The 24,417-nt window shown below is 67.2% G+C and carries 22 protein-coding genes and 1 pseudogene; 17 read left to right on the top strand and 6 right to left on the bottom strand.

Translation table 11 applies throughout. The features are described from left to right. From MU521_RS13445 to MU521_RS13470, 6 genes and pseudogenes are all read left to right on the top strand, one after another. Nucleotides 1–119: pseudogene (locus MU521_RS13445) on the top strand (IS6 family transposase); the annotation flags it as partial. 170 nt (nucleotides 120–289) lie between these two features. Then, the gene (locus MU521_RS13450; RefSeq protein ID WP_092693507.1) at nucleotides 290–889 is read left to right on the top strand and encodes a DUF7287 family protein; all 600 of its coding nucleotides are present in this window, start codon (nucleotides 290–292) and stop codon (nucleotides 887–889) included. After that, complete coding sequence (locus MU521_RS13455) at nucleotides 883–1,464, top strand: DUF7288 family protein (RefSeq protein WP_092693505.1); 582 nt, start codon at nucleotides 883–885, stop codon at nucleotides 1,462–1,464. Before MU521_RS13450 ends, MU521_RS13455 begins: the two co-directional genes overlap by 7 nt. After that, complete coding sequence (locus tag MU521_RS13460; RefSeq protein WP_092693503.1) at nucleotides 1,452–2,393, top strand: DUF7261 family protein; 942 nt, start codon at nucleotides 1,452–1,454, stop codon at nucleotides 2,391–2,393. The genes MU521_RS13455 and MU521_RS13460 overlap by 13 nt, the downstream gene beginning before the upstream one ends. Beyond that, nucleotides 2,386–2,862: a DUF7266 family protein gene (locus tag MU521_RS13465; protein ID WP_139171133.1), complete on the top strand. Its 477-nt coding sequence runs from the start codon at nucleotides 2,386–2,388 to the stop codon at nucleotides 2,860–2,862. Before MU521_RS13460 ends, MU521_RS13465 begins: the two co-directional genes overlap by 8 nt. Beyond that, on the top strand, nucleotides 2,859–3,611 hold the full coding sequence (locus tag MU521_RS13470) for a DUF7289 family protein (protein WP_139171132.1): 753 nt from the start codon (nucleotides 2,859–2,861) through the stop codon (nucleotides 3,609–3,611). The genes MU521_RS13465 and MU521_RS13470 overlap by 4 nt, the downstream gene beginning before the upstream one ends. Here the strand turns inward: MU521_RS13470 and MU521_RS13475 are convergent. Further along, nucleotides 3,608–5,173 (bottom strand): DUF7289 family protein, encoded by a 1,566-nt coding sequence (locus tag MU521_RS13475; RefSeq protein WP_092693498.1) that lies wholly within the window; start codon nucleotides 5,171–5,173, stop codon nucleotides 3,608–3,610. The two genes, MU521_RS13470 and MU521_RS13475, sit on opposite strands and share 4 nt — an antisense overlap. A 330-nt stretch (nucleotides 5,174–5,503) precedes the next feature. Here MU521_RS13475 and MU521_RS13480 point away from each other — a divergent pair, with 330 nt between their 5' ends. The 4 genes from MU521_RS13480 to MU521_RS13495 are packed head-to-tail and all read left to right on the top strand — an operon-like array spanning nucleotide 5,504 to nucleotide 7,998. After that, the gene (locus MU521_RS13480; RefSeq protein WP_092693497.1) at nucleotides 5,504–5,965 is read left to right on the top strand and encodes a 30S ribosomal protein S15; all 462 of its coding nucleotides are present in this window, start codon (nucleotides 5,504–5,506) and stop codon (nucleotides 5,963–5,965) included. A gap of 1 nt (nucleotide 5,966) precedes the next feature. Next, nucleotides 5,967–7,115: a hypothetical protein gene (locus tag MU521_RS13485; protein ID WP_092693495.1), complete on the top strand. Its 1,149-nt coding sequence runs from the start codon at nucleotides 5,967–5,969 to the stop codon at nucleotides 7,113–7,115. Further along, nucleotides 7,112–7,333, top strand: coding sequence for a KEOPS complex subunit Pcc1 (locus tag MU521_RS13490; protein ID WP_092693494.1), 222 nt, complete (start codon nucleotides 7,112–7,114; stop codon nucleotides 7,331–7,333). The genes MU521_RS13485 and MU521_RS13490 overlap by 4 nt, the downstream gene beginning before the upstream one ends. Further along, entirely contained in the window at nucleotides 7,330–7,998 is a 669-nt protein-coding gene (locus tag MU521_RS13495; RefSeq protein WP_092693493.1) for a 30S ribosomal protein S3ae, read from the top strand. Before MU521_RS13490 ends, MU521_RS13495 begins: the two co-directional genes overlap by 4 nt. 75 nt (nucleotides 7,999–8,073) lie before the next feature. Here the strand turns inward: MU521_RS13495 and MU521_RS13500 are convergent, their stop codons facing one another. Further along, nucleotides 8,074–8,568 (bottom strand): plastocyanin/azurin family copper-binding protein, encoded by a 495-nt coding sequence (locus MU521_RS13500; protein WP_092693492.1) that lies wholly within the window; start codon nucleotides 8,566–8,568, stop codon nucleotides 8,074–8,076. A gap of 102 nt (nucleotides 8,569–8,670) precedes the next feature. Between MU521_RS13500 and MU521_RS13505 the strand changes: the two genes are divergently transcribed. From MU521_RS13505 to MU521_RS13520, 4 genes are all read left to right on the top strand, one after another. Then, entirely contained in the window at nucleotides 8,671–8,940 is a 270-nt protein-coding gene (locus tag MU521_RS13505) for a hypothetical protein (RefSeq protein WP_092693490.1), read from the top strand. 48 nt (nucleotides 8,941–8,988) lie between these two features. After that, complete coding sequence (locus MU521_RS13510; protein ID WP_092693489.1) at nucleotides 8,989–9,753, top strand: protein sorting system archaetidylserine synthase; 765 nt, start codon at nucleotides 8,989–8,991, stop codon at nucleotides 9,751–9,753. A 35-nt stretch (nucleotides 9,754–9,788) separates the two neighbouring features. Beyond that, nucleotides 9,789–11,096, top strand: a complete 1,308-nt coding sequence (locus tag MU521_RS13515; protein WP_092693488.1) for a HEAT repeat domain-containing protein — start codon at nucleotides 9,789–9,791, stop codon at nucleotides 11,094–11,096. 84 nt (nucleotides 11,097–11,180) lie between these two features. After that, nucleotides 11,181–14,243 carry an FAD-binding and (Fe-S)-binding domain-containing protein gene (locus MU521_RS13520; RefSeq protein WP_092693486.1) on the top strand — a complete coding sequence of 1,021 codons (3,063 nt, stop codon included), beginning with the start codon at nucleotides 11,181–11,183 and terminating at the stop codon, nucleotides 14,241–14,243. A 6-nt stretch (nucleotides 14,244–14,249) separates the two neighbouring features. Here MU521_RS13520 and MU521_RS13525 read toward each other — a convergent pair whose 3' ends face one another. Beyond that, nucleotides 14,250–18,560, bottom strand: a complete 4,311-nt coding sequence (locus MU521_RS13525; protein WP_175452889.1) for a PAS domain S-box protein — start codon at nucleotides 18,558–18,560, stop codon at nucleotides 14,250–14,252. 166 nt (nucleotides 18,561–18,726) lie between these two features. Here MU521_RS13525 and MU521_RS13530 point away from each other — a divergent pair, with 166 nt between their 5' ends. Next, nucleotides 18,727–20,400 carry a phospholipase D-like domain-containing protein gene (locus tag MU521_RS13530; RefSeq protein ID WP_245681192.1) on the top strand — a complete coding sequence of 558 codons (1,674 nt, stop codon included), beginning with the start codon at nucleotides 18,727–18,729 and terminating at the stop codon, nucleotides 20,398–20,400. Here the strand turns inward: MU521_RS13530 and MU521_RS13535 are convergent. Both MU521_RS13535 and han read right to left on the bottom strand, forming a co-directional pair. Then, nucleotides 20,320–20,889 carry a hypothetical protein gene (locus MU521_RS13535; protein WP_139171130.1) on the bottom strand — a complete coding sequence of 190 codons (570 nt, stop codon included), beginning with the start codon at nucleotides 20,887–20,889 and terminating at the stop codon, nucleotides 20,320–20,322. The genes MU521_RS13530 and MU521_RS13535 overlap by 81 nt on opposite strands. A 154-nt stretch (nucleotides 20,890–21,043) precedes the next feature. Then, nucleotides 21,044–22,948: a Hef-associated nuclease gene (gene han, locus MU521_RS13540; protein WP_092693482.1), complete on the bottom strand. Its 1,905-nt coding sequence runs from the start codon at nucleotides 22,946–22,948 to the stop codon at nucleotides 21,044–21,046. Between the two features lie 104 nt (nucleotides 22,949–23,052). On the opposite strand from han, the gene MU521_RS13545 reads away from it, so the two are divergent. Together MU521_RS13545 and MU521_RS13550 are read left to right on the top strand one after the other, a co-directional pair. Next, nucleotides 23,053–23,559, top strand: a complete 507-nt coding sequence (locus tag MU521_RS13545; RefSeq protein WP_092693481.1) for a Mov34/MPN/PAD-1 family protein — start codon at nucleotides 23,053–23,055, stop codon at nucleotides 23,557–23,559. Beyond that, nucleotides 23,556–23,987, top strand: a complete 432-nt coding sequence (locus MU521_RS13550; RefSeq protein ID WP_092693448.1) for an FAD synthase family protein — start codon at nucleotides 23,556–23,558, stop codon at nucleotides 23,985–23,987. Before MU521_RS13545 ends, MU521_RS13550 begins: the two co-directional genes overlap by 4 nt. A gap of 2 nt (nucleotides 23,988–23,989) precedes the next feature. Here MU521_RS13550 and MU521_RS13555 read toward each other — a convergent pair whose 3' ends face one another. After that, nucleotides 23,990–24,370, bottom strand: coding sequence for a pyridoxamine 5'-phosphate oxidase family protein (locus MU521_RS13555; protein WP_092693447.1), 381 nt, complete (start codon nucleotides 24,368–24,370; stop codon nucleotides 23,990–23,992). Nucleotides 24,371–24,417 lie beyond the last annotated feature (47 nt).

Below are 24,417 nucleotides of genomic sequence, written 5' to 3' on the forward strand. Positions count from 1 at the left end.
TCTTTCGTGAGGTAAAACGCCGTACCTCTTCGTTCTCAAATTGTTTCAGCAACGCCGAGCGAGAAACAGCCGACGACTGGCTCCAATCGTTCGCCTTCGCATGGAATCAGCTAATCTGAACACTACCGTTTGTCCGGCCAAAATCGTTATATAGCCATCTCAGCGGCCACAATTCCTATATCCACGGTGCTGCCATTAGGGGTAGTTGAGAGGACCAGTCGGCAGCGGGCCGGGCGACGTGCAGGAACCGAGTGATGACTGTTCGGCCTCGTTCAGACGAGGGATTTGTATGGAGAAGGGAAGTCCGTCCGACGGGACGAACGCGGCCAGTAGTCGCCGGTCACGGAGACGGGCGCAGACGACGATCGATTTCACGGTCGGCGTCGTGCTGTTCGTGTTCGTGCTGGTTGCCATCTTCGCGTTCGTGGCGGGGACGATCCAGCCGTTCACGAGTGGTGATCAGGAGAACATCGTGGCGGTCAACAGAGTCGCCGACGGACTCTCGAAAGACACGCTCGGCGATCCGGACACGCCATACATTCTGGACACGGACTGTACGGTGGCGTTCTTCGAGGGCGGGAGCCCACCGGCGGACTGTCGGTTCACCGACCAGCCGCTCGACGAGCAGGTCGGGGTAACCGGGAGTGCGTTCCTCAACGTGACGATACGCGGGAACGTGAGCGGGTCGGCATCGCCCAACGAGTTGCTCTGCTGGGACGAGACGACCGGGGAGCTGGTCGAGCAGGACGACACGGACTGCACGGCGGGTGACGTGGAGACGCTCGCGGTCGGAGACGATGCGCAATCGGGCGTGCAGTCGTCGATGACGGCCCGTCGCGCAGTCTCGATCAACGGGACCAGCGTCTCGCTGGTGGTGAAACTATGGTGAGCGAGCGCGGGCAGGTCCACACGCTGGAGGCCATCGTCGCGGGGCTGTTGTTGACCTCGAGTGTCGTCTTCGCGCTGCAGATGACGGCGGTGACGCCGCTGTCTGCGAGTACGTCGAGTCAGCACATCGAGAACCAGCAGCAGGCCAGCGCGGCGGGCGTGCTGGCGATGGCGGCCCGGGACGACTCGTTGCGCGAGACGGTACTGTACTGGAACAGCACGGAGAGCCAGTTCCACGGCGCGACGGTCAACGGGTTCTACACCCGAAGCCTCCCGACGGAACTGGGCCGGAACCTCGAACAGACGTTCGGGGACCGTGGCATCGCCTACAACGTCTACGTGACCTACTACAAGTCCGGGCGGCCACAGCGCAAGCCCGTCCTCTACCGTGGTGAGCCGACCGACAACGCGGTGTCGGCGGGTAGGATGGTCGTCATCACGAACGACACGCACCTCCTGAACGAGAACATGACTCGCGGGCCGCGGATCAACAACTCGAACTTCTACGCCGACAAGAACGGCGAGGGACCCGTCTTCGACGTGGTTCGCGTGGAGGTGGTCGTGTGGCGGATCTGAGGAGCGACGACCGCGCGCAGGTCCTGCTGGTCGCGGGGTTCGTCCTCGCGGCGTCGTTCGTCGCGCTGACGCTGGTGTTGAACTCGGTCATCTACACGGAGAACCTCGCCACCCGCGGGGCCGACGCCGGCGGCGGAGACGCGATCAGTTATCGCAACGACGTGGCCGACGGACTAGAGTCGATCGTCGAGTCGGTCAACCGGAACGGCTCGACACAGCCGGTCCTGCGGGACAAACTCTCGCGGGCGGTCGTCTCGACGAGTCGCCGCGCCGCGCAGTTCCAGGTGTTGCGCGGGATCAGTGCCAACGCGACGCTGGTCGCGGTCGAGTGGGGGACTCGTATCGGCCAGAATCGGACGGCGGGGAACTTCACCAACTCGACCGTGCCGGCCAGCGCCGACGTGGCCAGCGACTGGACGGTCGCTACGGGCGTCGATGGGACGCGCTCGGCGCGGTTCAACGTGACCGACTCGTCGGAACTGGATCAGGCGAGTGGCGATCCGCTCACGCTCAGAGTTACCGACGGCTCCGACGACTGGACGCTGACGCTGTTCAACGACGGCACCGCGGACGACACCACGATCGAAATCACGAACGCGGCAGGGTCATCGACCTGTTCGGCGAAGAAGAACCCGACCATCGGGCTCACGGCTGGCACGTTCAACGGCACCGACTGTTCGGCCCTGGAGTTCGGTGAGGGAGTCTCCACGCCCTACGATATCGAAGTCCGGAATGGCCGCCAGTTCCAGGGCACCTACTCGCTGGTCGTCCGCGATGCGGCCATCGATTCGACGAACTACGGGACAGCACCCGACGTGCCGTTCGCGCTGCCGGCGGTCTACACGGCGACGGTCCACGTCGAGTACCAGTCCACGTCGCTGTCGTACGCGACCGACACGCAGGTCCGCCCGGGTGGGAGCGATGACTGAGGGGCCAGGATGGGCGGGGGTGCGTGACGACCGTGGCGTCTCGACGACGCTGAACTACGTGCTCGGGCTCGGTATCGCACTCATCCTGATCACGGGCCTGCTGTTGGCGGGCGGGACGTTCGTCGAGAACCAGCGCGACCGGAGCATCAGGACGGAACTGGAGGTGCTGGGCGAACAGGTGAGTGCCGACGTGACGATGGCCGACCGGTTGGTCGAGACGACGGGCGACAACGAGTCGGTCCAGGTGGGCCGTAGCCTCCCGCCACGCGTCGCCGGGAGCACGTACGAGGTCAGTATCGAAGGGGGGTCGGACCCGCAGGTCGTCGTCCGGACGACCGATCCCGAGATCACCGTGACGGTCCCGGTCAAGACGTCGACACCGATAGAACCGTCGTCGGTCTCCGGCGGGACGGTCGCGGTCAACCTCACCGCGAGCGACCGACTCAGACTGGAGGACGAGGCGATATGAGCCGGGATCGTGCGGTGAGCGACGTGCTCGGGTTCGTGATCGTCTTCTCGCTGGTCGCGGCGACCGTGGGTATCGTCTCGGTCAGCGGCATCGGCATCTTGCAGGACGCACGCAACGCAGAGCAGTTGAACAACGCCGAGCGAGCCTTCGACGTGCTCGCAGACAACATGGCCGACATCCATCAGGAGGGTGCGCCGAGTCGATCGACGGAGATCAAACTCGACAACGCACGGCTGGAGGTGCGAGATCCCATCGAGATCAACGTCACTGGCGTCAATCCGACCGGGACGAATCCCAGCGTCTCCTACTCGTCGACGCCGATCATGTACGAGGGCCGGAGCGACACGGCCATCGTCTACGAGGGCGGTGCCGTCTTCCGTGACGCGCCACAGGGTGGTGTCGTCAGCGAGCAGCCGCCGTTCCGGTTCTCGGACGGCGAAGTGATCATCCCGATCATCCAGACCCAGCAGATGGGCAACACCACGAGCATCAGCGGCGGGACGGTCCGGGTCCGGGCCGAACGAGCGGTCCGGGAGCCCCTACCGGAGTTCGTCCAGCGGGAGGCCGACTACGACGCGCTGATCGTCAACATCACCTCGCCCCGCTACCGGCTCTGGCGACGCTACCTCGAAGACGACGCCGACGCCACCTGCAAGATAACCCGCCCGGAGACGGTCCAGTGTCGGATCGACGATCCGAAGCGGCTGGCGGTCACGCGGACGCTGATAAACTTCGAGTTCGAGACCTAGTCGAACTCGACCCCGATTTCGTTTTCGGTCACGTGGAGGTACGTGATGTACTCCGCGCCGCTCGCAGTCTTGTAGTTGAGTCTACCCGAAGAGGCGTCCTGCACGATGGCGCGGCTGTTGCCCGGCCCCATCTGTGAGGTCATGTCGATGTCCGGCCCCATCAGCGAGGTGTAGTGGTTGACGATCTCGTCGAGCGTGCGCCCGGTCGAGGTGTCTCCGGGGGAGTACGGACCGGCCGGCTCCCAGCCCACGTCGCCGTCGTGCTGGTCGAGCGTGGCGTCGCCGTGCGTGTAGTCACACTTGATGTGCTCGCCGAAGCGCCACTTGTTGCCGCCGCCGGGGCCACCGCCACAGCTGATCCCGGGCGCGTTCTGGTCGTAGTCCATGTCGACGGCACTCGACAACATGTCGATGGACAGCTGGGGCCCCTCGCTGGTACAGCTCCAGCTGATGGCGCTGTTCGAGGGGTCGATGGACGCCTCCCAGTACTGGTACTCGCCGGAGCCGTCACCCGAATAGTAGTACATTCCGACGTACACGTCCGAGGTCGGCGTACTCGGACAGCTGTTGTGGTAGTTGTTCCCCGTCGGGAGGACGTGCAACTCGTACTCCTGGTTGTTCTTCTCGTCGTACAGCGAGAAGTGGTCGTTGTTCCCGTTGGTGTAGACGATGTCGAGTTCGAACTCCGTGAGCGGGTGGCCGTCTGCGATCCCGTCGGCGGGGACGCTCTCACCCTCCTCGGGGATGGTGAACGAGCCCGGCGGGCCGCCGATGGACTTCAGCTGGAGGCGGACGGTCCGATTGCTGTCCCACACGGTGACCTCGCCGGTCGTTCGCTCCCGGAAGTACTCGGCCCAGGCCTCGTAATAGTCACTGCGGACCGTGACGTTGACCGTCCCGTTGCGGATCGGGTTCGAGTAGTTGCGGTCGGTCCCGTTGTAGGGGACACCGATCTCGTCGCCGGCGGTCGGCGGCGACCTGGCGGGGAAGACGAGTTTGGCCTGTGTCTGGGGCCGGATCGACACGTCGACGCTTCCCTTGGCGTTGCCGCCGCCGAGCGTGCGGATGATCGGGAGCGTCAGCGTCGCGCCCCGGTAGTGAAACTCCGGCGGGGAGATCATGCCGGCCTCGCCGTCGGCGGAACGCTCCCAGACGCCACCACCCTGATAGGCGAGCGACCGGTCGCCGTTCTCGTAGGTCAACGCTCCCATCGACTTGTTGTAGATGACCTCGCGCTCGTCGTCGCCGTCGTCGGTGTAATTGTTGTGGACGATGCGCATCCAGCCGGAGTCGTCCTCGACCGCGAAGGTCCCGCCGCCCTGGCCGAACGAGATGGTCTGCCCGTTGGAGTCGCCCAGCGCGACCATCGCCGCCCGGGAGTCGAAGAGCGTCATCGAGTGTTCGGCGCGCTGGATTTCCGACTGGGACTGGGTCGCCGACAGTCCGCCGACGCCGATGAGCACGATGATCGCCATCCCGGCCATGACGATGGCGAAGACGAGAACGTAGCCGATAGGCCCGGATTGTGCGCGCGTGCCCGGCCGCCGCGTCCCTGCTGCCATGTTCACTCACGTTGCGTATCGAGTAGCAAAAGCGCTCTGGCCGTATTCGCAGGATTGATCGAAAGAAACCCGGAACCGACGAATTCGTCCGTGGGAACGCTGCCGGACACCTGGCCAGCCGGGAGCCACGAGTAGAAACCGTAAAGTGGGAGAGCGGGAAGGTTGGGGTGGGAACAGCACGACCGCAAATCCGACGCGCCGCGACGATCACTTTCGCGGCTTGGGATTGCGGTAGTGTTTCGGCAGTCCGCCGGCCCGCGGTGTGCGCCCTAGAGGCCAGCACCGCCTGCCGGCACGCCGGACAGCGGTCGTCGCGGTTCCAATCTAACTATGGCACGAATGCACACACGCCGCCGCGGCTCGTCCGACTCGGACAAGCCCGTGGCAGACGAACCGCCGGAGTGGAGCGACGTCGACGCCGAAGCCGTCGAGGAGCGCGTCGTCGAACTGGCAGAACAGGGGCACAGTCCCAGCGAGATCGGGCTGAAACTCCGTGACGAGGGTGTCCAGGGGACGCCGGTCCCCGACGTGACCCTCGCCACGGACAAGAAGATCACCGAGATCCTCGAGGAGCACGACGCCGAGCCCGATCTGCCCGAGGACCTGCGCAACCTGATGGAGCGGGCCGTTGGCCTGCGCGAGCACATGGACGAGAACCCCAACGACCATCAGAACAAGCGCGCGCTCCAGAACACCGAATCGAAGATCCGCCGCCTGGTCGATTACTACCGCGGCGACGAACTCGACACCGACTTCACGTACTCCTACGACACCGCCAAGGAACTCCTGTAGGATGTCAACCGCCGACCGTCCCACCGAGTCCGCGTCCGCCGCCAGCGATATCGCCGCCGTCTGTCGCGACGCCGAGTTCGTTCGGTTCGTCGCGACCGCCGACGGCGACGCCCTAGCGGCGACCGGCGTGCTCGCCCGGGCGCTCGCGGCGACCGACCGGCCCTTTCAGGCCAGCGTCGTCGCCCCGACCGCGACCGCGGAGCGCGCCACCGAGGCCGACGCGACGGTCACGCTCGGCCGCGACGACGCAACCGCCGACGCGGCAGTCCCGACCGGGCCAGAACCCGTGAGCGAGGTCGCGTTCCGGGCCGCCGAAGAACTCGGCAGTGCCGACGCCGTCCTCGCGCTGGCCGGTGCGACCGTGGCCGACGCCACACCGAGCGCCACGCTCGCCGACGCGGCGAGCGTCGAGCGCCGCCCCGGCGTCGCGACGCCGACACCAGACCTCAGCGAGGGACTGGCCTACGGCACGCGCCTGCACGCACCGTTCTCGGGCGACCCCGAGTCCGTGCGGACGGCGCTGGCCGACTGCAACCTCATGCTCGCGGCCGAGGACGGCGACGGCATGGACGAGGACGACCGCCGCAGACTGGCCTCGATGGTCGCGCTCCGCACAGTGGGCGCGGGCGACGCGAGTCGACGCGCCGCCGAGTGTGTCGAAAACGCGCTCCGACCCCACGATGGCGGCCCCTTCGGGACCGTCGAGGGGTACGGCGACGTACTCGATGCGGTCGCTCGCGTTCAGCCCGGCACCGGCGTCGCGCTGGCGCTGGGCCACGACGCGCGCGAGGCGGCCCTCGACGCGTGGCGGACCCACGGCGAGCGCGCACACGGCGCGCTCGCGAACGCGACGACCGGCCGGTACGACGGCCTGTTCGTCGCGCGAGGCGAGGGAGCTGGCGACGCCGAACCGCCAGTCGCGACGGCCGCGCGCCTGTGCCGGGACTTCCGGTCGCCGGAGCCGGTGGCGCTGTTCGTCACCGACGGCGAGGCCGCCGCGGCGTCGGTCGCGGACCGCCAGCTCGGAGCGACGATGGACGCGGCAGTCGAGAGCGCAGGCGGTCGCGCGGCCGGCACCGGTCGGCGTGCGCGAGCGACCGTCGAGACCGACACCGCGACGTTCATCGAGGCGTTCAGGGAGGCACTATGAGAGCCGTGATCGAGACGACCCACGGCACTCACGAGCGGGCCGCGATGGTCGCGGCCGCGCTCACCCCCGACAACACCGACGAGATGGAGACGACGGTCGACGGCGAGACGGTCAGGACGGTGATCGAACGGGAGTCGACCGGCGGGTTACACGCGACGGTCGACGACTACGTGGTCAACTGCACAGTTGCGGACGAACTCACACAGACACAGACATGAGCGAACGATCAGTTTCACGGCAGAAGCAGGGCAAGCAGTGGTACACCGTGTTTTCGCCCGAGCAGTTCGAGCGCGAGGAACTCGGTGACACGCCCGCAGAAGAATCGGAACAGGTCCTCGGACGGACCATCGAAACCACGCTGGGCGATCTGAAAAACGACGCCAGCGAGAACAACAAGAAGCTCACCTTCCAGGTCGACGAGGTGGCCGGCGATTCCGCCTACACCCAGTTCGACACCTTCGAACTGACACGCGACTACAAGCGCAGCCTCGTCCGCCGGGGCTCCTCGAAGATCGAGGCCTTCGTGACGGTCCTGACGACCGACGACTACCGGCTCCAGGTCCAGCCCGTCGCCTACACGACGAAATCCGCGGACCACAGCCAGGAGAAGGCCATCCGTCGGACGATGATCGACCTCGTCGAGGAGAGCGCGAGCGACCGCACCTTCAGCGACCTGGTCGACAGCGTCGTCGAAGGTCGCCTCTCCTCGGCCATCTACAACGAGGCCAAGCAGATCTACCCGGTGCGCCGCGTCGAGATCCAGAAGACGACGCTGGAAGCACGCCCCGACGAAATCGCCGCCGAAGAGGAGACCAGTGTCGACGTGGGCGAGGAAGACTCCGAGGCCACCGAGGACGAGGAAGCCGACGCCGACGAGGAGTAATCCGACACGAACTTCGGTTTTTTGCACGCGCCGGGAGTGGCGACGCTGGTCGGGAGGCGAGTCAATCCGCGAGCGTCACTCGGCGTCGGTCCCGGATTGCGTCCCGTCGGTTGTCGCAACCGGTGTCTCCGGCGTGCGAGTCGCGTTCTCGGTGACTTCGATTGTCCCGACCATCCCCGTTTTCTCGTGGGGGATACAGAAGTACTCGTAGGTGCCGGGGACGGTGAAGGTGTGTTCGTAGGTCTCGTTGCTTGAGAATCCACCGCTGCTGTTTTTCAGCCAGCCGTCGCGGGCGGCCTCGGTGCTCTCGAACCCGCCGGAGGCGAAGAAGTCAGCCTCGTCAGGAATACTGCTCTCGTAGGCCGTGACGGTGTGGGTGCTTTTGCTCGTGTTCTTCCAGACGACTGTCGTGCCGGGGGCGACCGCGAACTCCGCCGGGCGGAACGCGGAGGTCGACATGCCGATGTCGTACTCGTCTACCGTCCCGGCACCGCCCGAGCCGAGACAGCCGGCGACCGAAACGGTCAGGGCTGTGCCGCCGACGCTCGCGAGGAAGGCTCGTCTACGCATATCCAGGCCTCGGGGCTGGAACGTCATATGTCGCGCGGTTTCGGGCGGCGACACACGGGCTGGAGTGCGCGGACTTTTCTACTCGGCGCTCGGACGGGAGGTATGGAGCGAACGCAGTTCGGGGCGGGCCTGCTCGCGGTCGGGCTCGCGACAATCGCGGCCGCCGCGGTGGAGTTCGGCACGAAGATTCCGCGACTGACCGGCGTCGGCGTGGGCGCGGGCGCTGTCGTCGCGCTGGTCGGTCTGGCGAGCGTCCTCGGATACGGCTTCGATCCCGACGGGGACAACCGGGTCGCGGGCGTCCTCGTCGTGTTCGGGGCGGTCGCAGCCTTCGGGTTGCTCGTGACCGGGCTGATGCACGCCATCGAATAGCGGGGTCGTATCGAACCGATTAAGGCTGGGGTCCCCGGAGCCCGTGGTATGCAGCCGCGGTTCGTCGGCCGGCTGGGACTCGCCGACCTGGTGACGGTGGCAAACGCAGGCCTGGGCTTCGCGGCCGCGGTCGCCGCCACCGCCAGTCCGGCGCTCGGCGCGCGCCTGATCCTGCTGGCCGCCGTCGCCGACGGGCTCGACGGCGTCCTCGCCCGGAAAGTCGGCAGTACGCCCGTCGGGGAGTTCATCGACTCGCTGGCCGACGTGGCATCCTTCTGTGTCGCGCCCGCGATCTTCGTCTTCAGCGTCGCCAGCGCCGAGTGGGGCCTGACCCTCTCGGGCAGCGACCCGCCAGCGCTGCTCGCGACGGCCGTCGTCGCCCCCGCGCTGTTCGTCGGGTCGGGCGTCGTCCGCCTGGGGATGTATACCGCCTACGACATCGGGAGCGACGAGACCGAAGGCGTCCAGACGACGCTGGCGGCGACCATCCTCGCCGTGGTCTACCTGGCGGGCGTGCCCGGGGCCCGCGGCGCGACGGCGTTGCTCGCGATGACGGCCGTGTTCACGTACCTGATGGTCACGACGGTCACGTATCCCGAGTTGCGCGCCTCCCACGCACTCGGAATGGGCGCGGTACAGGCCGGTGCCATCGTCGCCCCGACGGCCTTCGGTCGGCTGTTCCCCCGTTCGCTCCTGGTGGGGGCCGTTCTCTACCTGATCGGCCCGTGGTTCTACCGGCGGTACCTCGTCGATACCCCGGAAGATGGGGCCGACGAGGGCCCCGAGCCGGGTCCGGGTCCGGAGACTGAATAGAAACGCCTTTTGTGGGGACAGGCGAGTGTTCGGGTATGAGCAACGGCGACGACGGGGACGGCGCGAACGAGGCCGACACCGACGCCGAGACTGCACCCGAGGGCGGGGCCGACGTGCCCGCGGCCGACGCCGAGGCCGTCGGGGACCGGCTGGATTCGGTCGAGGACGCGCTCGAAGAAGCCGAGACCGAAGCCGACCTCGACGAGATCGACGCGGATCTCGACGCGATCGAAGAGGCCGTCGAGGCCCTGGTTCCCGACGACGAGGACGAAGAAGACGAGGAAGCCGCGGACCTGCGCGACCGCCTCGACTCGCTTCGCGGCGACGTCGAGAGCCAGCGCGGCCCCTACGCCGAGGACGTGACCGAGCAGATCGACGCCGCCGCCGACACCGTCGAGTCCACCGAGTGGACCGGGGACGGCGAACTCGAAGTCATCCCGGCCGTCGAGGAGTTCCTCGACACCGCCGGCAGTCAACTCGTCGAGACCTTCGAGCCCGACAGCGACGAGATGGGCGACCTCGCGGCCGAACTCCGGACCGTGAGCGAGATCGTCGAGGACACCGACCTCGACGCCGACGAGGACGCCGAGACCATCGAGACGTTGCTGGAGGCCGCCGAGAGCCTCGGAACCGCGCTCGAGGATGCCGAGGAGTGGGACGACCTGCTTGTCCGGGAACAGCTCGATGCCCGGGGCTTCTACGACCCGCTCGACCCCGAGAACCGCAAGGACTTCCCGGCCGAGTGGAACGCCGTCAAGCTCCACGAGAAAGCCTACAAGGACGGTGACGAGGAGGCCGTCGAGATGATCCTCCTGGGACTGGAGAAGTTCGAGTCGGACTTCATGGAGGAGAACGTCCTCGATTCGCTGGAGCGGATCGCCCCGCCGGAAGCCACCGAGGACCTGCTGGCGATGGCCGAGAAACGCAACAAGCAGGCCATCCGCATCCTCGGCCGGATCGGTGCCGAGGAGGCACTGGACACTATCGAAGAGTACGTCGAGGGCGGCGACGTGGCGCTCCGGAAGGTCACCCTGCGCGCCATCGGTGCTATCGGGCAGGAGCGCTCGACGCAGGTCGTGGCCGACCAGCTGGTCGCCGACGACGCGGAGGTCCGGAGTACGGCCGCCCGCGCGCTAGGACTGCTCGGAGACACCCGCGCCATCGACCCGCTGGCGGACGTGCTGGCCGAGGACGACGCCGACGAGGTGCGGGCCAGCGCCGCCTGGGCGCTGAACCGGATCGGGACCGAGCGCGCCCGCGAGGCCGCGGCCGACTACGCCGACGACCGCGCCTACCTCGTGCAGGTCGAGGCCGAGAAGGCAGCCGAGTCCACGTCGGCCTGATCCACCGCTGGACTCGCCGTCCGCGAATCGCCGTCCCGTTCCGCAACGCCAACTGTTTCCCTGCTCCGGTCGCTATCCCCGTCTATGAGTTCCGAGTCGGGAGCCAGCGGTCCGTCGTCGGACGACCCCAGCACCGACGAGCGGGCGGCCTACGACTACCAGGGCGGCGACGTGGCGCGGCCGGGGCTCGTCGCCGACCTCCGATCGCTAATCGACGGGGAGGTCCGCTTCGACGAGTACTCCCGGGAGCAGTACGCCACCGACGCGAGCATCTACGCGGTGACGCCCGTCGGCGTCGTGTTCCCCACCTCCACGGCCGACGTGGCCGCCATCGTCGAGTACTGCGCCGACCGCGGGATTCCCGTCCTTCCGCGGGGCGCGGGGACGAGCCTCGCCGGCCAGACGGTCAACCGCGCGGTCGTCCTGGATTTCTCGAAACACATGGACGCCATCCGCGAGATCGACGCGGATGGGCGCCGCGCCCGCGCCCAACCGGGAATCACGCTCGGCCACCTGAACGCCGCGCTGGCCGACAACGGTCTGAAGTTCGCGCCCGACCCCGCCTGGGGCGACAAGTCGGTACTCGGCGGGGCCATCGGCAACAACTCCACCGGCGCCCACTCCCTGCAGTACGGGAAGACCGACGCCTACGTCGAGGCCTGCGAAGTCGTGCTGGCCGACGGCACCGTCACCACGTTCGAGCCAGTCCCCATCGACGAACTGAACGAACTGGCCGACCCCGAGGGTGACCTCGAAGCGCGGATTTACGCGGCGGTCCGGGACGTACTCGACGACGAGACAATTGCCGACGCCTACCCCGACCTCAAGCGTAACGTCTCGGGCTACAACCTCGATTGGCTGATCGAACGCGCCCGCGAGGACGACGTGGTCGACGTGCCCGGTCTGCTCGCGGGGAGCGAGGGGACGCTGGCGGTCGTCACCGAGGCCGAGATCTCACTGGAACCGGTGCCAGAGACGAAGGCACTCGCACTCCTGCGGTACGACGACCTGCTCGACGCGATGGAGGACGTGGCACCGATCCTCGATCACGACCCTGCCGCGGTCGAAGTGCTGGACGACGTGTTGCTCGACCTGTCCCGCGACACCGCCGAGTTCGGAACACTGGTCGACGAGATGGTGCCCCTGGGGACCGGCGCGGTCCTGCTCGTGGAGTTCTACGCGGACGACGACGCCGGGGGCCGCGAGCGTGTGGCGGACCTGCTGGCCGACCGTGCGCCGGGGACGGAGGCGCTGGCCGCACCGACCGGGGACGGCGTGCGGACGGATGCGCCGATCCGGGCCGAATCGGCCGACGAGGCCCACGACGAGGCCGAGCGCGAACAGTTCTGGAAGCTCCGAAAGTCGGGGCTCCCGATCCTGCTGGGCCGGACCAGCGACGCGAAACACGTCGCGTTCGTCGAGGACACCGCCGTCCCGCCCGAGAACCTGCCCGAGTTCGTCGCGGACTTTCGTGCGGTGCTGGACGAGCACGACACGTACGCCAGTTTCTACGCGCACGCGGGCCCGGGCGTGCTCCACATCCGACCGCTGGTCGACACCAAGACCGAAGCTGGCGTCGCGCAGATGGAAGCCATCGCCGACGACGTGACCGACCTCGTCGTCGAGTACGGGGGCTCGGTCTCCGGCGAACACGGCGACGGCCGCGCGCGCACCCAGTGGAACCGCAAACTGTACGGCGACGCGGTCTGGGAGACGTTCCGGGACCTCAAGACCGCGTTCGATCCCGACTGGCTCCTGAATCCGGGACAGGTCGTCTCCAGACCCGACGACCAGACGGACATGACCGAACACCTCCGGTTCGACCCCGACTACGAGTTCGACGCGGGGTTCGAGCCCGAACTCCAGTGGGACAACGAGAACGGGCTCCAGGGGATGGCCGAACTCTGCCACGGCTGTGGCGGCTGTCGGGGCCACCAGGACACGACCGGCGACGTGATGTGTCCGACCTTCCGGGCCGCCGAGGAAGAGTCGCTGTCGACGCGGGGCCGCGCGAACAGCCTCCGGCGAGCGATGTCGGGCGAACTCCCCGAGGACGAGCAGTTCTCCGAGGAGTTCGTCACGGAAGTGCTGGACCTCTGTATCGGCTGTAAGGGCTGTGCCCACGACTGTCCGAGCGAGGTGGACATGGCGAAACTGAAGGCCGAACTCACGCACGAACACCACCAGCGCGAGGGGGCGAGTCTGCGCGACCGTCTGTTCGCGAACGTCGACACGCTGTCCGCGGTCGGGAGCGCGCTGGCACCCCTGTCGAACCTCGCGACGAAGGTGCCGGGGGCGCGGACGGTCATCGAGAAGACCGCCGGTATCGCCCGCGAGCGGACGCTCCCGACATTCCGTCGACGGACGTTCGCGAAGTGGTTCCGCACGCGGGGAAGCCGCGTCCCCGCCGACGACGCCGACCGCCGGGTCCTTCTCCTGCCGGATACCTACACCAACTACAGTCGCCCCGAGGCAGGGAAAGCGGCCGTCCGTGTGCTGGAAGCGGCGGGCGTCCACGTCGAGGTGCCCGCGAGCCTGACCGACAGCGGCCGCGCGGCGTTCTCGAAGGGGTTTCTCGACAAAGCGCGCGAGACGGCCCGGACGAACGTCGCCGAACTGGCACCGCGGGTCGCCGAGGGCTGGGACGTGGTGGTCGTGGAACCCTCCGACGCGGTGATGTACCAGTCGGACTACCTGGACCTGCTGGGCGACACCGACGACGCGGCGGCCGCCGAGACCGTCGCCGAGAACGCGTACGGCGTGCTGGAGTACCTCGATACCCACCGGCTGGACGAGGGAATCGAGTTCGACGCGCCCGACGGGCACCTGACCTACCACGGCCACTGCCACCAGAAGGCGACGGCCAAGGACCACCACGCCGTCGGCGTCCTCCGGCGGGCCGGCTACCGGGTCGACCCGCTCGATTCGGGCTGTTGTGGGATGGCTGGCTCGTTCGGCTACGAGGCCGAACACTACTCGATGAGCAGGGCTATCGGCGATATCCTGTTCGAGCAGGTCGAAGACAGCGACGGCGAGCGGGTCGTCGCGCCCGGCGCGTCCTGCCGGACGCAGCTTGGCGACCGTCCCGACGCCGACGCGGAGCCGCCCCACCCCATCGAGTCGGTCGCGGACGCGCTGGCGGAGTGAGGCCGGCTACGGGGTCGTCTCGAACTCGAAGCGGGCACCGCCGTCCGGCCCCTCGGTGAGCGACACGTCCCACCGGTGGGCGCTGGCGATGTCGGACACGATCGAGAGCCCGAACCCGGTGCCACCCTCGCCGTAACTGACGCCGTGTTCGAGGACCTCGTCGCGGCGATCCGGTGGGATCCCCACACCGTCGTCCTCGACGTAGAAGCCGTCGCGGCCGGAGAGATCGCCCACGGTGATCGTCAGGTCGGTCTCCGTGTCACCACTCGTCGCGCCGTGTTCCACGCTGTTCCGGAACAGGTTCTCGAACAACTGGGTTACCCGGCCCGGATCGCCGTGGATTGTGGGCACCGCGTCCGTGACCGTCAGCGACGCCTGGTCGGTGTCGACGTAGCCCCACGCCTCCGTGGCGACGGCGTCGAGGGCGACCCGTTCGGGGTCCTCGACCGTCGACTCGCCCTTTGCAAGCGTGAGGAGGTCGTCGATCAGATGTTCGATCCGGTCGTGGGCCGACGCGACGCGCTCCAGATGACTCAGGTCACCGGTCTCCTCGACGACTTCCCGGAACCCTTTCGCGACCGACAGGGGGTTCCGGAGGTCGTGGGCCACGACACTCGCGAACCGGTCGAGGCGTTCGTTCTGGCGCCGCAACTCGTGTTCACGCTCGGCCCGGACCATCGCGGCCTCGACCGCCGCACCGAGCACCCGGAACAGATCCACGTCCTTGTCGGTGAACTCGCGTGGCGCCGTCGCGCCCGTGGACATGAGCCCGTGATCGCCGAGCGGAAGGAGAATCTCGCTCTGGATCGGCGTGTCGTCGTTGTACCGGCCGTCGATCTCGGACGCGTCGTCGTACGTGCGGAGCTCGCCCGCTTCGAAGGCCCTCCACGCGAGGCTGTCGCCGGGCGTGAACCTGGGTGAGTCACCGCTCACCGCCCGCGCGTCCTCGGTCTCGGCGACCGGTTCGAGCGCGTCGGCCCGTTCGTCGTAGGCCCAGATGCCAGTGAGATCGAGACCGAGGATGTCGGTGGCCGCGTCCACGGCCATCGCTCCGATTTCCTCGACGGAGCGAGCAGTCGCCAGGTCGCCGGCGACCCGCTGGAGGGCACGGAGCTTGCGTTCGAGCCGCTTTCGCTCGGTGATGTCGATCAAGTACCCGAGATAGTGGGTTATCTCGCCGTCCTCGCGAACGATCTTCGTGTTGTCGGTGACCCACTTCACCTCGCCGTCGGCCGTCACCATGCGGTAGGGTTCGTGACTGAACCGTTCGGTCGTGTCGTCACTGTTGGCCTCGACCTCCTCGACGACGCGTCTGAGGTCGTCGTCGTGGACCAGATCGCTGTAGGGAACGGTACCGGACTGGAGTTGTTCCGGCGAGTACCCGAACGTCTCGGTGACGTTGTCCGAGACGTACTCCACGGGCCAGCCGTCTTCGTTGCGCCACTTGAAGACGACCGCTGGCCCTTCGGCGAACATATCGCGCTCCTCCTCCAGCGAGGTTTCGGATGCCTTCCGCTCGTCGATGTCGATGTGGATGCCGACGGCGCGTTTCGGCGTCCCGTCGTCGCCGCGCTCGACGACTTTGCCCACGTCGCGAATCCACATCCAGTCACCGTCGCTCGTCCGCATCCGGTGTTCGGCGTCGTAGTAGTCGGTCTCGCCGTCGAGGTGGCGCTGGAGCGTGGCTTCGACCTCCGGCAGATCGTCGGGGTGGACGCGCCGTTCCCAGGCATCGAGGTGATCCTCGACCTCCTCGGGCGCGTAGCCCAGCATCTCGGCCCACTGGTCGTTGAACGTCACGTCGCCCGTCTCGACGTTCCAGTCCCAGACGCCGAGGTTGGCACCCGTGACCGCCAGGTCGAGACGTTCTTTGATCTCCCGGAGTTCCCGTTCGCGCTCGGTCCGGTCAGTGATATCGCGGGTCACGATGGCCGCCTTCCGCTCGTCGTCGTGGCGGAACGACGAGAACAGGTACTCGACGGTCCGGTCGCCGGTCGCCGCCTCGACTTCGAGTTCCACCCGGTCGTGGGGAACGTCCTCGCCGGCGAGCGCGGCGTCGAGTGCCGCCTCGAACCGATCGAGAGCGGACGCGTCACTGGTCACTTCGCGCGCGAACGGCATGACCGGGCGACCCTCCAGTTCCGCCCGGGAGTCTGCGGACTGCTCCACGATGCGCTCGTTGACGTATTCGAGCCGTCCGTCGCTGTCGACGACCACCGCACCGGTGTCCATGCTCTCGACGAGGGCCTCGTACCGTGCGAGTTCCCGCTCACGGCGTTTGCGTTCGGTGATGTCCGTCGCGACCCCGAGGACGGCGTCGCCATCGGCGTCGATGGGCTCGTACGGGATCTTCGTCGTCTCGACGATGCGGCGCTCGCCGTCGGCGGCCGTGAGTGGTTCTTCGGGGATGTGTTTGGGCTCGCCGGATTCGATGACCTCCAGGTCGTCAGTCTGGAACTGCTCGACCTCGTCGGGGGAGGCGGCGAAGGCGGCGTCCGTGGCCCCTTCGAGTTCGTCGACGGAGGTTCCGTACGCCTCGGCCAGCGGCTCGTTGGCGAGCAGATACTCGCCACTCGCGTCCTTGACGAACACGAGCTGCGGGAGGATGTCGATGATCTGTCGCAACCGGTCGCGGCTCGCTTCGGCCAGTTCTTTGCTCCGGCGACGGCTCAACTCCGTGCCGATCCACTGTGCGAGCAGGCGAACGAGCGTCGTCTCGAAGGCGCTAAACGGTCGGTCACGGGCGTCCGGACTCGAGAAGTTCAGTGTCCCGTAGAAGGACCCGTCGACGGCGATCGGCGCACCGAGATACGACTCCATCCCCTGTTTCTCGTAGGCGGGGTGTGTCTCCACGCCACCCCGCTCGGAACTCGTGAAGCTCACCGGTTCACCCCGGTCGACGACCAGATCGCAGAACGTCTCGCCGAGGTCGAACTCGTCACCGGTGCTGAGCGGAATATCCGGTGCCGAGACGGCAGTGATCTCGTAGTCGTCGCCGTCGATCCCCGCGAGGATTCCAACGTCGAGGTCGAGGACCTCACGGGCACTCGCCAGCACTCGCTGCAGGCGGGTGTCCGTCGTCAGGTCGCTGTCGGCCATCACGCGCTTGATCTCGCCCAGCGCGTCCCGCTCGCGTTCGAGTTGCGTTCGAGCCTCGCTCTGGTCGGTGACGTCTCGTGCCACCACGAGCACCTGCCGAACGTCGGCCGCCTCGAACGGCGTGAGCCGCACGTCGAAGGTCCGGTCCCCGGCCCGCGTCTCCAGGCCGATTCTGAGGTCGAAGTCGTACAGTCCCGTGAGCCCCCCGTCGGATTCGGTGGCGTTCCCCGAGAGCGTCCGGCTCACTGCCGTCCGAAACTCCTCGACTGCCTCGGGGGTCGCCATTCCGTCGACGAGCGCCGCAAGCGACCGGTCCTCGAGGTCGGCGGGACTGTCCTGTCCCAGCAGTCGGGCGGCCGCCGAGTTCGCGAAGCGGACGTCGAGGTCCGCATCGACGGCGAAGACCACGTCGTGGACGTTCTGCAGGATTCGCTCCTGTCGCTGTAACTCCAGCCGGCGTTCACGCTGGCCGGTTATCTCGCGGGAGAACACCGTCAGTCCGTCATCGTCCGGGAACGCACGCACTTCGACCCAGTAATCGAAGGGGTCGCCGAGGTACTGCTCGAACGACACTGGCTCGCCGGATTCCATCGCTGCCCGGTAGTTCGCTTCGAGCTCCGTCCCCAGGATCGTCGGGAACTCCTTCCAGAGGACGCCCCCGACGACGGCGTCGGGATCACAGTCGACCCGCGTCGCCATCCGTTCGTTCATGTACTCGATGCGCCACTCCGAGTCGACGGCGTAGATCGCGTCCGTCGTCCGTTCGATCGTCCGACGGAACCGGTCGGTGACTGCGTCGGCCCGCCGGCGTTGCCGAGCCGCGTCCACCAGCGTCTCGATACGCGCCGCGAGAATCTCGAACTCGTCCTGTTCGGACTGGATCGGGATGTAGTCCGAAACCCCCGCCTGTGTCGCCTGGCCCGCGATCCGCTCGCTCCCGCGACCGGTGAACAGGATCGTCGGAACGGCGTCGTCACACTCCTCTACCCGCTCGACGAGATCGATTCCACTCCCGTCGGCCAGCGAATACGCGGTGACCACACAGTCGACACCCTCGTCCAGTCGATCCAGCGCCGGCTCCAGGCCGTTTTCGAAGATGAGTTCCACACTGGGGGCGATCAGGTCGAGTTTCGTCCGCACGAGGTCGGCGAACGCCTCGTCGTCGTCCACGTAGAGAACGCGTATAGGCGGATCAGGCTCGTCGCTTAGCGTCGTCACGATTGATCGGTCTAGCAACCGCAGATAGATGAATCGCACTCCTCATTCTACAGTATGATAACTCCGTGGTCCGTCGCCTGGCGACCGGGTAGGCGGCCGGCCGACGAGCGGTTGATTCGATATCGCGGCCGAGGGTTTATTACCCAGACCGGGACCACCCGGGGGCGTGCCCCGATTCAGAGCGACGGTCGCCGTGTTCGTGCTTCTGGTGGCCGGATTCGGTCTCACCGTTGCGCCAGCGACCGGTTTCGCCGGGGGGCCGGAACAGGTAGCCAGCGTCGCTCCGGCACCGATCAACGAGACAGTACCCGTCGGGCTGACCGGTGTCTACCCCAATCCGGTTCCCGACGGCGACGACGGCGAGTTCGTGATCCTGAACGTCACGGCGACGACGCCGTTGGGGAACTACACGATCACGGACGGCGAGGATCGGGTCCGACTCCCGAACCGGACCGTCGAGGGTCGGATCGCACTCACGACCGCGCCGAACCTGACGCGAAACCGGACGGACGCTCGAATCCTTGCCCTCGACCAGGGGTTAGCGCTCGCGAACAGCGGTGATTACGTCGCGCTCGCGCGCGACGGCGAACCAGTCGAAACGCTCCGGTACACCGACGCACCGGAAGGGGAGATTGCCACACCGGGGCGCGACGGCATCCGCTGGCGACCGGTCGGCGCGACGGAATTCCCCGTCGTGGCCGTGCCGGGCGAGTCGACCCGAGCGTTCGTCCTCCCCGACGGCTCGGCAGTCCCGACCGAGACGCTCGCCGCCGCAGACGAGCGAATCCTGCTGGCGGGCTACACGCTCACCGCGGATCGAGTCGAGGGAGAACTCGTCGCAGCAACCCGCCGCGGCGTCGACGTCAGCGTCCTCGTCGACGGCAGTCCGGTGGGTGGCCTGTCGCAGCCGTCGGCCCGGACACTCGATCACCTGACAGAACACGGAGTCGGGGTCACCGTCCTCCCGGGCGAACCTGCACGGTACGACTTCCACCACGCCAAATACGCGGTCGTCGACGGGCGAGGCCTGGTCACCACGGAGAACTGGAAGCCGGCCGGCACCGGCGGCCACGCCAGTCGCGGCTGGGGTGTCGTCGTCAGCGCCGACCGGATCGTCTCGGCGCTGGCAGCGACGTTCCAGGCCGACGCGAGCGGGCTGGATGCGGAGTCCTGGCGTCGGTATCGGGCGGGGAAGCGCTTCGAGCCGGCGGACGGCCCTCCAGCGAACGGAACCTTTCCGGAAAGGGTCGGCCCACGGCGGTTCCAGCCCGAGCGCGTCGAGTTACTGCGAGCGCCCGACAACGCCGAGCGGAGACTCCTGCGTCTGCTCCGGAACGCGGACGAGACCATCCGTATCGAGCAGGTCTCCATCGGGAGCCGTCGCCAGCCGTTCCTTCGCGCGACCCTCGCGGCCGCACGGCGAGGCGTCGACGTGCGAATCCTGCTCAGCGACGCCTGGTACGTCGAAGAAGAGAATCGAGCGCTGGTCGGGTGGCTAAACGAGCGGGCGGCCCGCGAGAACCTGCCCCTGTCAGCCCGGATTGCCGACCCGAACGGCCGGTTCGAGAAGATCCACGCCAAGGGCGTGATCGTCGACGACGACCAGGTGCTGGTCGGTTCGCTCAACTGGAACAACAATTCCGCACGCGAAAACCGCGAGGTCGCGGTTCTGATCGAGGGCGAGGGCGTCGCCGGCTACTTCGCCGGCGTGTTCCAGGCGGACTGGCAGGGTGGCGACTGGCGGCTCCCGGCCAGTCTGCTACTCGTCGTGGCTCTGGCCGCGCTGGGGGCTGTACTGGTCGCACGCCGGTTCGAGTTCGAGACTCGTCCGGCGACGTGAGGGCAGTCCGTAAACTGCTATCCGCGATAGGAAATCAGAGACCCGTGGCGACAGCCGCCAGTTGCCGGAGTAACTCGCGCAGGTCGACGCCGAGGTCGTACTTGGAAATTGCGATGGTGCGTGCGAGCCCTGCGGGACGGAATTCGACTCGGCGGTCACCTGCTGTTGCTGTGCGACGAGTTGGCGGTCGAATTCGACGAGTAGCTGGTGGAACCCGGGTGTCGTCGGCTGATTCGAGTGATCCGGGGCCGGGTGTGGCCTGTTTGTCGAGTCTGTGCCGCGGGCGGGGCTCGCTCGCCACCTGTCGGGAGCTGTGGGTGACCGGTTGCAGTCGGTCGTGAGGGTGGAGCCCGTCCCTGCCCCGCGCGAGGACCCGGTCAGGTCGCTCACGTCCGTCGTCTTGCCCTCCGGCCCGACGGCGATCCAGGCGTTGATCAGTCGCTCTTTTTTCGATACATCCGCCCCGGTGTCGTCCTCGCTGTCGCTCATGGCCGTCGGTTCCGTCCGGCCACGTTTCGTTATGGGTCGCGTAGCCGGAGTAAGCCAGCCCGAACCGCCAGTAGCCGCTGGATGTGGCGTCTCGACCGTGCGTGAAAACGAGCAAGCCGTGCCCAATGCGGTGGGCCGGAACCGCGTGTGTCGGTTATTCGTCGGGCCGCGTCGCGGCGAGGTCCTCGTCGAGTTCCGCGTCGGCCATCTTCTCGACCAGCGCCGCGATGACCGCCTCGCGCATCCCCTCGACGAACTTGATCGACCCGACGACGAGGTGGCCGCCGCCGGAGACGCCACCGCCGTCGATCTCGTCGACGAGTTCCTCGACCATCTCCGGGATGTCCAGCCGGACGCCGTCGGATCGGAGGACCGCGAAGTCCGGCCCGTAGCCGATGGTGATGACGGGATCGCCCGTCGCCTCGACTTTCCGGTCGTGGATCTCGCCCGTCGTCTTCCCCGGTGCGGGGTAGGTGAAGCGGTGGGCGTAGTTCTCCACGTCGATCCGGTAGAGGTGGGCGTCGTTGTCCAGTCGCTCGTGTTCGACGTGGCTCATCGCGGCGTCGAGTTGCTTGTCCACGTCGCGTTCGGCCCGGGAGGCGAGGAAGTCGACGAGTTCCTCGTGGCGCTCGCGGTCGTCACAGGCGACGTTCAGCGCGTCGTTGATGAGTTCGCGACCGTCGTTGTACTTCAGCCAGAAGGTCGCGTAGTCCAGCGCCTCGCCCACGTCCCGGAGGTCGGCCTCGGAATAGTTTTTTTCGGCGGCGAGATCGAGGTAGTCGTCCATCGCTTCAGCCTTCGAGCGGTCCGAGAGCCCGGCGACTGCGGGGACGTGTCGCAGTTCGTCGGTGAGCGACGGGTCGATCATCCGCGCGAGTTCGACCGACATCATGCCCGTCGTGATCCGGTAGTCCTCGTCGTGGAGGTAGGGATTGACGTGCTCGTCGACCAGCGGCCCGACGGCGTCGGGGTCCGGGTGGTGGTGATCGACGACGACGATGGGCACGTCGTAGTGGGCGAGGTTCCGGTAGGCTGGCGTGTCCTCTTCGGTCGACCCGTTGTCGAGCATCAGGAGGAGCGGGAGTTTCTGCCCGTGGCGCTTGCGATTCTCCAGCGCGAAGTTGAGGTCCCGGGTCACGTCCTCCATCTCGTAGAACGGCGCTTTGCTCGGGAGGCGTTTGAGCAGGTGTCGCGGCGCGTCGGGGTCGTGGTGGTGCTCACTGATGAACCGCTCCAGCGCCAACTGGAGGGGGACCGACGCACAGAGGCCGTCGCCGTCGGCGTGGTGACGCATTCGGATCGGCCGGCCTTCCAGCACCGCCTCGCGGAGTCGCCGGGCGACCCGTTCGAGGTCGGGCCGGAGTTTCTCGAAGGCCTCCCACTCGACCATCGGCTCGACGGCGTTGGGTTCGGCGTACTCGTCGAGCGCGTCGTCGAGCCGTTCGCGTGCCTCGTCGGCGGCCTCGCCCTCGTAGCGATCCAGGCTGTCGACCTCGATCTGGACGGCCGCTTCGCGCATCTCGACGCGGCCGGTGAGCCTGACCACGTCGTCGAGTTCGATCTCGGGGTAGGCCCGGACGCCCGCCTCCTCGAAGGCGGCACAGGGGACGACGCCGGACTCGTCGCGGACGTGGAAGATGGTCGGGCCGCCGGTCTGTTTGATCTGGACGACCTCGCCGTCGAGGGTGACCGTCGATCCGACGGCGTCTTCGAGGTCGGCGACGGCGACGGACTCACCGGCGTCGACGCGCTCGGTCTCGTAGTCGGCGAGTTCGACTTCATCGAAGCTCACGTCGCCGTCCTCGCGGACCTCCGAGAGTTCGACGAGCAACTCGTCGCCCACGTCGTAGTCGCCGAGCAGGTTCGACTCGTGAACGAGGCCGGAGAGGCCCTCGGTAAGGTCCACGAACACGCCGTAGGCCACGACGCCGTTGACCGTCGCCCGGTAGTACTCGCCGCGTTCGACGTCGTCGAGCGAACAGCCGTCAGCGAGGTCGTAAACCGTAGGAACCCCGTCGGCGGAGACCTCCGCCCCGTCATCGGGAGTCTGTGGAGACATTTGACTTGGGTTCGGCGCTCGCGTGTTTTAACCTTTGGAAACGCTGACGAGTCGGTGCCGGCACATCCGGAACCCTTAGAAGGTAACCGACCCGAGATGGATACATGCGGCTGTTCCGGTCGGGCGAAATCCTCGGAATCGCCGAGGATGCCCTGGAGTTCGCGCTGGAAGCATCCGAGGACGCACACCCCAACGAATACATGGGGTTGCTCCGGGGCGAACGCGCCCAGAAAGTCGGCCTGGACCGCGAGGGAACCGTCATCACGGACGTGCTCGTGATCCCGGGCACCGAGTCCAATCCCGTCAGCGCCACTGTCAAGACGAACATGATCCCGAACGACATGCGCGCGGCCGGGTCGGTCCACTCACACCCCAACGGCGTCCTCCGCCCGAGCGACGCCGACCTTCAGACGTTCAACAAGGGCAAAGTCCACATCATCGTCGGCGCGCCCTACGGCGAGACCGACTGGCAGGCCTTCGATCAGGAGGGCGAACCACGGAAACTCGACGTGCTCGACATCGACCTCCCCGAGGAGGAGTTCTTCGATTTCACCCAGGCCGACATCGACGCCGAGTTGCGCGACGAGGAGTTCGACGGGGGCGTCCGATGACGACCGTCGTCGCCCAGGGCACCTTCGACATCCTCCATCCCGGCCACGTCCACTACCTCGAAGAAGCCGCCGGGATGGGCGACGAACTCCACGTCATCGTCGCCCGACGGGAGAACGTCACCCACAAGGACCCGCCGATCCTCTCGAACCGCCAGCGACGGGCCATGGTGGCAGCACTGGACGCCGTGGACGAGGGTCACGTCGGCCACCCCGAGGACTTCTTCGTCCCGATCCGTGAGATCGACCCCGACGTAATCGCGCTGGGCTACGACCAGCATCACGACGAGGAGCAACTCGCCGGAGCACTCGACGAAGCGGGTCTGGACTGCCGGGTCGAACGAGCGTCGGGTCGCGAACAGGTCCACGAGGACGAACTGTTGTCGACGGGGAAGATCATCGACCGGATCTGCCGGGAGCGCTGTGACTGACCTCAGTACGTCCAGTAGTCGACCGACCCGATCTCGATCCGGACCCCGGTGTTTTCCTGCCAGGCGTCCTCCTCGGCCCCGTACTTCTCGTTGAGTCGTTGCGTGATCCGCTCGCTCTCCGATTTGATCACATCCGCCGTCCCGCGGACAGTCATACCCCACTGCGGGTCACCGTCCTCGGCCTTCTGGATCGAGAGGGCGACTGCGGGATTGTGGCGGATGTTTTCGAGTTTCTCGCCGGTCGTCGCGATCTCGATCAGCCCGTCGCGGTAGAGATACCACAGCGGCGCGGCGTGAGGCCGCCCGTCCCGGCAGGTCGCGAGGTGGGCGACGAGCGGTTCGCTGGTGAGGAGGTCCTCGGCCTCGTCTGGGACGCTGGCCATACCACGGATTCGAAGTCCAGTCACCTGAATCTGGTTCCGGCAGAAAC

It is taken from the genome of Halorientalis regularis, assembly GCF_023698535.1.
GTDB classification, from domain to species: domain Archaea; phylum Halobacteriota; class Halobacteria; order Halobacteriales; family Haloarculaceae; genus Halorientalis; species Halorientalis regularis.

Excerpts from the sequence above, each read along its gene's own strand:
- MU521_RS13520 (WP_092693486.1), top strand. The coding sequence starts at position 11,181 with ATGAGTTCCGAGTCGGGAGCCAGCGGTCCGTCGTCGGACGACCCCAGC.
- MU521_RS13450 (WP_092693507.1), top strand. The coding sequence starts at position 290 with ATGGAGAAGGGAAGTCCGTCCGACGGGACGAACGCGGCCAGTAGTCGC.
- MU521_RS13470 (WP_139171132.1), top strand. The coding sequence starts at position 2,859 with ATGAGCCGGGATCGTGCGGTGAGCGACGTGCTCGGGTTCGTGATCGTC.
- MU521_RS13510 (WP_092693489.1), top strand. The coding sequence starts at position 8,989 with ATGCAGCCGCGGTTCGTCGGCCGGCTGGGACTCGCCGACCTGGTGACG.
- MU521_RS13495 (WP_092693493.1), top strand. The coding sequence starts at position 7,330 with ATGAGCGAACGATCAGTTTCACGGCAGAAGCAGGGCAAGCAGTGGTAC.
- MU521_RS13550 (WP_092693448.1), top strand. The coding sequence starts at position 23,556 with ATGACGACCGTCGTCGCCCAGGGCACCTTCGACATCCTCCATCCCGGC.
- MU521_RS13515 (WP_092693488.1), top strand. The coding sequence starts at position 9,789 with ATGAGCAACGGCGACGACGGGGACGGCGCGAACGAGGCCGACACCGAC.
- MU521_RS13535 (WP_139171130.1), bottom strand. The coding sequence starts at position 20,889 with ATGAGCGACAGCGAGGACGACACCGGGGCGGATGTATCGAAAAAAGAG.
- MU521_RS13485 (WP_092693495.1), top strand. The coding sequence starts at position 5,967 with ATGTCAACCGCCGACCGTCCCACCGAGTCCGCGTCCGCCGCCAGCGAT.
- MU521_RS13455 (WP_092693505.1), top strand. The coding sequence starts at position 883 with ATGGTGAGCGAGCGCGGGCAGGTCCACACGCTGGAGGCCATCGTCGCG.
- MU521_RS13555 (WP_092693447.1), bottom strand. The coding sequence starts at position 24,370 with ATGGCCAGCGTCCCAGACGAGGCCGAGGACCTCCTCACCAGCGAACCG.
- MU521_RS13475 (WP_092693498.1), bottom strand. The coding sequence starts at position 5,173 with ATGGCAGCAGGGACGCGGCGGCCGGGCACGCGCGCACAATCCGGGCCT.
- MU521_RS13490 (WP_092693494.1), top strand. The coding sequence starts at position 7,112 with ATGAGAGCCGTGATCGAGACGACCCACGGCACTCACGAGCGGGCCGCG.
- MU521_RS13500 (WP_092693492.1), bottom strand. The coding sequence starts at position 8,568 with ATGCGTAGACGAGCCTTCCTCGCGAGCGTCGGCGGCACAGCCCTGACC.
- MU521_RS13505 (WP_092693490.1), top strand. The coding sequence starts at position 8,671 with ATGGAGCGAACGCAGTTCGGGGCGGGCCTGCTCGCGGTCGGGCTCGCG.
- han (WP_092693482.1), bottom strand. The coding sequence starts at position 22,948 with ATGTCTCCACAGACTCCCGATGACGGGGCGGAGGTCTCCGCCGACGGG.
- MU521_RS13480 (WP_092693497.1), top strand. The coding sequence starts at position 5,504 with ATGGCACGAATGCACACACGCCGCCGCGGCTCGTCCGACTCGGACAAG.
- MU521_RS13465 (WP_139171133.1), top strand. The coding sequence starts at position 2,386 with ATGACTGAGGGGCCAGGATGGGCGGGGGTGCGTGACGACCGTGGCGTC.
- MU521_RS13545 (WP_092693481.1), top strand. The coding sequence starts at position 23,053 with ATGCGGCTGTTCCGGTCGGGCGAAATCCTCGGAATCGCCGAGGATGCC.